General features: G+C 65.4%; 9 protein-coding genes. 7 read left to right on the forward strand and 2 right to left on the reverse strand.

All coding sequences use genetic code 11. The features are described 5' to 3' along the window. The 3 genes from Q0982_RS17870 to grxD all read left to right on the forward strand — a co-directional run. Positions 1–826, forward strand: an 826-nt coding sequence (locus tag Q0982_RS17870; RefSeq protein WP_299397730.1) for an AIR synthase-related protein, incomplete at its 5' end; no start/stop codon positions are given. A 79-nt stretch (positions 827–905) separates the two neighbouring features. Next, positions 906–1,145 carry a BolA family protein gene (locus tag Q0982_RS17875; RefSeq protein ID WP_299397731.1) on the forward strand — a complete coding sequence of 80 codons (240 nt, stop codon included), beginning with the start codon at positions 906–908 and terminating at the stop codon, positions 1,143–1,145. Positions 1,146–1,241: 96 nt separating this feature from the next. Beyond that, entirely contained in the window at positions 1,242–1,580 is a 339-nt protein-coding gene (gene grxD, locus Q0982_RS17880) for a Grx4 family monothiol glutaredoxin (protein WP_299397733.1), read from the forward strand. Between the two features lie 273 nt (positions 1,581–1,853). Here the strand turns inward: grxD and Q0982_RS17885 are convergent, their stop codons facing one another. Continuing rightward, entirely contained in the window at positions 1,854–2,306 is a 453-nt protein-coding gene (locus Q0982_RS17885) for a hypothetical protein (RefSeq protein ID WP_299397734.1), read from the reverse strand. Between the two features lie 193 nt (positions 2,307–2,499). Next, a complete protein-coding gene (locus Q0982_RS17890; protein WP_299397736.1) occupies positions 2,500–3,384 on the reverse strand; it encodes a LysR substrate-binding domain-containing protein in 885 nt (294 codons plus the stop codon). A gap of 158 nt (positions 3,385–3,542) precedes the next feature. Between Q0982_RS17890 and Q0982_RS17895 the strand changes: the two genes are divergently transcribed. The 4 genes from Q0982_RS17895 (at position 3,543) to Q0982_RS17910 (ending at position 6,887) form a co-directional block, all read left to right on the forward strand. Continuing rightward, a complete protein-coding gene (locus Q0982_RS17895; RefSeq protein WP_299397737.1) occupies positions 3,543–4,313 on the forward strand; it encodes a class I SAM-dependent methyltransferase in 771 nt (256 codons plus the stop codon). Between the two features lie 207 nt (positions 4,314–4,520). Continuing rightward, the gene (locus Q0982_RS17900; RefSeq protein ID WP_299397739.1) at positions 4,521–5,747 is read left to right on the forward strand and encodes an MFS transporter; all 1,227 of its coding nucleotides are present in this window, start codon (positions 4,521–4,523) and stop codon (positions 5,745–5,747) included. A gap of 8 nt (positions 5,748–5,755) precedes the next feature. Continuing rightward, complete coding sequence (locus tag Q0982_RS17905; protein ID WP_299397740.1) at positions 5,756–6,142, forward strand: hypothetical protein; 387 nt, start codon at positions 5,756–5,758, stop codon at positions 6,140–6,142. A gap of 139 nt (positions 6,143–6,281) precedes the next feature. Beyond that, a complete protein-coding gene (locus tag Q0982_RS17910) occupies positions 6,282–6,887 on the forward strand; it encodes a CARDB domain-containing protein (RefSeq protein ID WP_299397742.1) in 606 nt (201 codons plus the stop codon). The last annotated feature ends 85 nt before the right edge of the window (positions 6,888–6,972 follow it).

Consider the following 6,972-nt stretch of genomic DNA (forward strand, 5'->3'; position numbering starts at 1 on the left):
CTGCGAGGCGGACCCGGAGCGCGGCGGCGCCCAGGCGGTGGCGGAGAGCTGGCGCAACCTCACCGCCGTCGGCGCCCGGCCCTTGGCGGTCACCGACAACATGAACTTCGGCAACCCGGAGCGCCCGGAGATCATGGGCCAGTTCGTCGGCTGCGTGGCCGGGATGAAGGCGGCCTGCGAGGCCCTCGCCTACCCCGTCGTCTCCGGCAACGTCTCGCTCTACAACGAAACCAACGGCCAGGCGATCCTGCCCACCCCGGTGATCGGCGGCGTCGGCCTGATCGAAGACCTGGACCGGACCGTCGGCATCGGCCTGCCGGGCGCGGGGGAGACCATCGTCCTGATCGGCGAGACGGAAGGCCATCTGGGCGCCTCGGTCTACCTGCGCGACATCGAAGGGCGCCGCGATGGCGCGCCGCCGCCGGTGGACCTGGCCGCCGAACGGCGCAATGGGGATTTTGTCCGCGACCGGATCCACGTTGGCGCCGTCAGCGCCTGCCACGACCTCTCCGACGGCGGCCTCGCCGTCGCCCTGGCGGAAATGGCCCTGGCCGGGGGCTGCGGCGCCGATATCGCGGCCTCCGCGCCGGAAAACACCCCTCTTGCCGCATGGTTGTTTGGGGAAGACCAGGCGCGCTATCTTGTCACCTGCCGGGACGCCGAGGCGTTGCTGGCCGCAGCGGCCGAGGCCGGGGTTCCGGCCCGGGTTCTGGGCCTGAGCGGCGGGGATCGCTTGAACCTGGCGGAAAACGAGGCCATATCGCTAGCGAAGCTGCGCGACGCCCACGAGATCTGGCTGGCCGCCTACATGGCCGGAGAGGTCTGACCGCCGCCAGCGCCGATCCAGGCGATCAGGAGCCTATCAGAGGGACCCCCACAAGAGGGGCTGGGGAAGGACAGAGCCAATGCCGATGAACCCGTCGGAAATCGAAGGCATGATCAAGACCGCCATGCCGGATGCGGAAGTCCGCATCGAAGACCTGCGCGGGGACGGCGATCACTACGCCGCCTACATCGTCTCGGAGGCCTTCCGCGGCAAGACCCGGGTTCAGCAGCATCAGATGGTCTATCAGGCCCTGCAGGGACGCATGGGAAACGAACTGCACGCCCTGGCACTGCAGACTTCGACGCCGCCGGAAGCATGAACGCCGGGGCGTGAGTGCTTGCCGGCAAAGGACATGCAAAGAGCAGCCGGGCGCAAACCAACCTAGAGAGATCTTGAGAGACAAGGAGTGAAGGTTATGGACGAAACCGTAGCCGCGAGGATCAAGCAGGAGATCGGCGACAACCAGGTCGTCCTCTTCATGAAGGGGACGCCGGTGTTCCCGCAGTGCGGCTTCTCCGCCGCGGTGGTGCAGATCCTGTCGCATCTGAACGTCAAGTTCAAAGGCATCGACGTGCTGCAGGACCCGGGCATCCGCCAGGGCATCAAGGATTTCAGCAACTGGCCAACCATCCCCCAGCTTTATGTGAAGGGCGAGTTCGTCGGCGGCTGCGATATCATCCGCGAGATGTTCCAGACCGGCGAGCTGTCGGAGTTCCTCCAGACCAACGGCGTCGACATCAAGCCGGCCGCCTGACCCGGCGCGTCGGACAGAAACAAAAAAGGACCGCTTCTTCTCGGAAGCGGCCCTTTCTGTTTTTGTTCCCAAGTTGGAGGGCGCCTTACACAAACAAGCGCAGAGCAATACTTGCGTACGCTGCGGCTGCGAAAGCCATCGCGAGCGGCTTGACGTTCAGTCAGAAACCTAGCTCCGACCACAGAGAAAAAGCGGGCGAAAACTCCAATGTAAGCCCTAGCAGGAGCCCCCATGCATCAGCACCGCAATCGACACTGGCCAGCTTGTGCAATCTCAATGAATGATTGCTAGAGCGCCTGCCAAAGGAACAAAGAGCACGACCCATTCCCACGTGCGGTCATAGTCCAACCAATTGAAGCTTGCGGTTTTCTTATCGTAGGCCTCTCGTATCTCCTTGCCCTTCTCTTCCAACTTATCGTTGCTGCGATAGAGGATCTGACGGGCCTTCAGATAGTGCCGGTAGTGGGTATCATGTGCGTGGTTCAGTCGCTTGACCATGAGAAACCCAACAATCGCGATCACAATGAGGAAAACTGGCACCTCTGCTTTCAGGTTGCCTGGGCCATTCCCAGAAGCGGCAAAGGCAACTAAGGCACCGGAAGCGAGGACTACAACATTCGTCACCTGAAACCGAAGCGTCTCGTAACGACCTGCGATTTGGCTTTCTACACCCAGGATGGAAACGCAGCGGTCATGAAGCTTGTTCTCTTCCTTGTACTCCGTCATCTGCTTGCTCCCTAAGCTTCGAATTGGCTAGCTCAATGTTCAAGGCACCTTCATCACCAGCACTGAGAAAGTCCTTGTATCTGACTGGCTCTTACCATGATCCCCATTGAGGCATGATCTTAGCGCTCGTCGCAGAACAGCCTTTCTTATCAAAGCTCCGCGCGCGAGCGAGCAGCTCACCAATGGTGATGAGCTAACCTGACATACCGGCCTGCGCACCCGCCTCCTCCACCAGCCAGTCGCGAAAGATCCGGAGGGGGCGCTCGTCGAGGGCGGTGCGGCGGCAGAGGAAGTGATAGGCAACGGGCTGCTCGACGGCCCGGCCGCCGATGTCGACGAGGTGGCCGGCGGCGAGACTCTGTTCGGCAAGACTCAGGTCGATGACCGCGGCGCCGAGGCCGGCGACCGCGGCCTCCAGCATCTGGCTGCGGGTCTCGAAGACCGTGATGCCGCCGGCGGGCTCTCCTGCACCATCATCCCCCAGGAAGAGAGACCAGTCGTCCATGCGCGAGCGCGCCTTGAGGCGCGGCAGAGCGGCGACAGAGATGTCCGCCCGCCCCTCCAGCAGGCGCGGGCTGGCGACCACCGCCAGGCGTTCGCGGAACAGCGGCAGCGTGACCAGCCCGGCCGCCTCCGGCGGACGCACCGCCCAGCGGACCGCGCAGTCGAAGGGCTCGGCGTTCAGGTCCACCGGGCGCAGATCCGTCGACACCAGGATGTCCACATTGGGCAGGCGCGCCCGCAGACGGCCGAGGCGCGGAATCAGCCAGAGCACGGCAAACGAAGACAGGGTCGAGACACGGATGCTGGCGCGCTGGGCGCGGTACTGGCCGACGGCATGGGCGATAGCCTGAAAGGCGGGCTCCAGGCTGTCCACCAGCCGCTCGGCGCGCGGGCTCAGGCGGGCGCGGCGCCGGTCCTCGAAGAGGGTGCCGCCGAGTTCGGCATCCAACGCCGCAATCATGTGGGAAACCGCCGAGGGCGTCACGCCGAGACGCTGGGCCGCCGTTGCGTAGCTGCCGCTGCGCCGCACCTCCAGCAGCACCCGCAGCGCCTTCAGGCTGGGCCGCTCAATCATGAGAAAATCTCAATACTAATCACGAGTCCTCATTAGCACGCCAAGAAATGCTGCGATACACTGACTCTTCGCCGCAGATCAAGAAATCATTTCATGAACGGATCAGGCCCGGATGGCAGCATGGCCGGGCCTTTCCGATGCCAAAAAGGACCCCTGCGATGGCCGGCAAGAAATCCTTGAGCGCCCTGATCGACCACCAGTTCGGCCCGCGCGCGGCAGCCTATGTCGCCAGCGCCGTGCACAGCAGCGGCCCGGACCTCGCCTGGATCGCGGAACGGGCCGAGCGCGCGCAGCCGTGCACAGCCCTCGACCTCGGCGCCGGCGGCGGCCATGTCAGCTATGCCATGGCAGCCCATGCCGGGCGGGTGATCGCCTGCGACCTCTCCGACCAGATGCTGGCGGCCGTGGCCGAGACCGCCCGCGCGAAGGACCTGGACAACCTGGAGACCAAGGCCTGCGACGTTTGCGCCCTGCCCCTGGACGACGGCAGTATCGACTTCGCCGCCAGCCGGTTCAGCGCCCACCACTGGCAGGACCTGGACGCGGCCCTGCGGGAATGCCGGCGCGTGATGCCCGCGGGCGCGACGGCGGTCTTCGCCGATGCGGTCTCCCCCGGCACGCCGCTGCTCGACACCCACCTGCAGGCGATCGAACTGCTGCGCGACCCCTCCCACGTGCGCGACTACGCCATCGAGGAGTGGGTGGCCGCCCTCCAGGGTGCCAGCTTCGCCATCCAGGAACTGAAGCGCTTTCGCCTGCGCATCGACTTCAAGCCCTGGATCGAGCGGATGCAGACGCCGCCGGATCACGAACGGGCGCTACGCTCCCTCCAAATGCAGGCGCCTCGGGAAGTGGCCGCCCATTTCGAGATCGGCGAGGACGGCAGCTACACGCTGGACTGCGCCGGTTTCGAGGTGCGGGCGATCTGAACGCCGCCAATCAGGCGGGCATTCAGGACAGTCTGGCAGAAAAAGGGGGGTCGGCGGCCCGACAGCCGCAAGAATGCAGTGTGGAAGCCATGCCGAGAGGGCATGGCGCCGGTCAGCGACCGGCGTTTGCCGGAAACTCCGGCGATGCCTAGACTTGGCGTCAATGACACAGCCTGTCTCCAGCCTTTCTGAGGAAGCGCTCCCGCGATGACCGCCGTTGCCCCCACCGAGCCCCGCAGCCCGTTCTGGCGCACAACGCTCTTCGTCATCGCTGCCGGCTGCTTCCTGGCCCTGCTGTCCTTCGGGCTGCGCTCCAGTTTCGGCCTCTTCCTCGACCCGATGTCGAGCGCCTTCGGATGGGGGCGCGAGGTCTTCGCCATTGCCATTGCGCTCCAGAACCTGCTCTGGGGGCTGGCCCAGCCGGTCGCCGGCGCCTTTGCCGACCGCTATGGTTCCGGCCGGGTCTTGACCATCGGCGCGCTGATCTACGCCGCCGGCCTCTTCATCATGGCCAACGCCTCGACACCAGGGATGCTGACTCTCTCCGCCGGCGTGCTCGTGGGCCTGGGTGTGGCCGGCGCCTCCTTCGCCATCGTGCTCGCCGCTTTCACCCGTCGGGTCTCGCCGGAGAAGCGCTCCTGGGCTCTGGGTATCGGCACGGCCGCCGGCTCGGCCGGCCAGTTCTTCGTCGTGCCGCTCGGCCAAAGTTTCATCTCCGCCTACGGCTGGTCGATGGCGCTGACGATCTTCGGCTTTATGGCGCTGCTGATGGTGCCCTGCGCGGCGGCGCTGACCGGCCGGCCCGATACCCGCCATGAGGCAAAGCAATCGATCCGCGCGGCCCTGGGTGAGGCCTTTGCCCATCCCAGCTACAACTACCTGACCGCCGGCTTTTTCGTCTGCGGCTTTCACGTCGCCTTCATCCAGACCCACCTGCCCGCCTACATCACCGACATGGGCCTGCCGGCGGGCCTCGCCGCCTGGGCCCTGGCGCTTGTCGGCGGCGGCAACATCATCGGCGCCTACACCTCCGGCGTGCTCGGCGGCAGGTTCAGCAAGAAGTACCTGCTCTCGGCGCTTTACTTCGCCCGCGCAGTCGTGATCGCGCTCTTCATCCTGCTGCCGATCAGCGAAGCGAGTGTGCTGGTCTTCTCGCTGGCCATCGGCCTGCTCTGGCTGTCTACCGTGCCGCTGACCTCCGGCCTCGTCGCCCAGTTCTTCGGCACCCAGCACATGGCCATGCTTTTCGGCATCGTGTTCTTCAGCCACCAGGTCGGTGCCTTTCTGGGGGTCTGGATGGGCGGCTACCTCTTCGACCAAACCGGCTCCTACGATGTGGTGTGGTGGATCAGCATCGCCCTTGGCCTGCTCGCCGCGGCGGTGCACTGGCCGATCCGCGAACAAGGCGTGGCGCGCCTGGCGCAGGCCGGATAGCGGCCGCCATGGCAGAGGGGACCCACGGCATTGCTCTGAAGGTCCTGCTGCTGCTGTTCGGCCTCTGGCTGGCGGCCATGGCCATCGCCTTGCCCAGCGCCGCCCTCGACGACACGGAGAGCGGGCTCGTTCTCGTCGCCTTCCCCACCATGGGTGTCGGAGAAGACCGCAATCTGCTGCGCGTCGCCGCCGCCGAGGGGCGGCCGATCCGCAGCCTGCTCGGCGGCCGGCTTTGGCTGGCCCAGTCCGACGAGCCCGGCTTTGTCGGTGCCCTGAAAGCCGCCGGCGCCTGGGCCGTCTTCTCGCCCGACATGCTGACCGCCCTGCCCCAGGGCGCCTGCTTCGACATCTCCGTGCGGCCGCCCGGTCCGCCGCGCCCCAACCCGCCGATCTGAATCGGTCGATCTCGATCTGCCCGGCAATCGGGTGCTTTGGCCCGGCTCTCCGCCTCCTACCTTAGATTCCCGGCCTTTGAACTTTCTTGCATACCACAGCGACCAATAGGGCAATCCAACCCTACTGGAGCGATTTTCCATGTTCAAAAACCTTGTTCTCGCGTCCGCCACGGCAGCGCTGGCATTGGCCGTCACCGCGCCGGACGTCGACGTCGTTTCCGAAGCCGCGGCACAGCCCGTCGTTCAGTCTGCGCAGTTCAAGGCGGTTCCCGCCAAGCCCACGCCGCCGACCCGCGGGCCTGTTGGCAAGCCGGGCGCTGCGGACGACGTGAAGGCGCAGCCGCACGTCGATCTCTACGGCTTCCCCTACTATCCCCTTGGCGTGGAAGGCACGCCGGGCAAGATGTATTGCATGTTCCTGGCCGGCAACGACACGCGTCCCCGAGGCGCACAGATTGCCGTCAAGAACAAGGGTGACAAGCCCGCCGGCGAAGTGACCGTGCAGTTCCAGTTCTCCGGCGGCAAAAAGATCTCCCAGACTCAGACGATGACCAACCCCGCCTGGAAGTACATGTTCGAGGCGCACATTCCCGACAGCGCCTGGGTGAACGGCAAGGCGAGTTTCGTCATGGTCATCGACCACGGCAACAAGGTCGCCGAGAGCAATGAGAAGAACAACGTATACTCCAGCTTCTGCCTGGACCCCGAGCATGAGCGTTCGAACCCGCAGCGAACCGTCAACTAAGTGACCTAAGAAAAGGGGACGGCCGTGCGCTATCGCCGACCGCCCCTTCCTTGTCTCTCAGACAGCACGTTCCACAACGACAGCC

Origin of the sequence: Pelagibius sp. (genome assembly GCF_028281305.1) — a bacterium.
Lineage (GTDB): Bacteria > Pseudomonadota > Alphaproteobacteria > Kiloniellales > Kiloniellaceae > Pelagibius.

Excerpts from the sequence above, each read along its gene's own strand:
- Q0982_RS17875 (WP_299397731.1), top strand. The coding sequence starts at position 906 with ATGCCGATGAACCCGTCGGAAATCGAAGGCATGATCAAGACCGCCATG.
- grxD (WP_299397733.1), top strand. The coding sequence starts at position 1,242 with ATGGACGAAACCGTAGCCGCGAGGATCAAGCAGGAGATCGGCGACAAC.
- Q0982_RS17885 (WP_299397734.1), bottom strand. The coding sequence starts at position 2,306 with ATGACGGAGTACAAGGAAGAGAACAAGCTTCATGACCGCTGCGTTTCC.
- Q0982_RS17890 (WP_299397736.1), bottom strand. The coding sequence starts at position 3,384 with ATGATTGAGCGGCCCAGCCTGAAGGCGCTGCGGGTGCTGCTGGAGGTG.
- Q0982_RS17895 (WP_299397737.1), top strand. The coding sequence starts at position 3,543 with ATGGCCGGCAAGAAATCCTTGAGCGCCCTGATCGACCACCAGTTCGGC.
- Q0982_RS17900 (WP_299397739.1), top strand. The coding sequence starts at position 4,521 with ATGACCGCCGTTGCCCCCACCGAGCCCCGCAGCCCGTTCTGGCGCACA.
- Q0982_RS17905 (WP_299397740.1), top strand. The coding sequence starts at position 5,756 with ATGGCAGAGGGGACCCACGGCATTGCTCTGAAGGTCCTGCTGCTGCTG.
- Q0982_RS17910 (WP_299397742.1), top strand. The coding sequence starts at position 6,282 with ATGTTCAAAAACCTTGTTCTCGCGTCCGCCACGGCAGCGCTGGCATTG.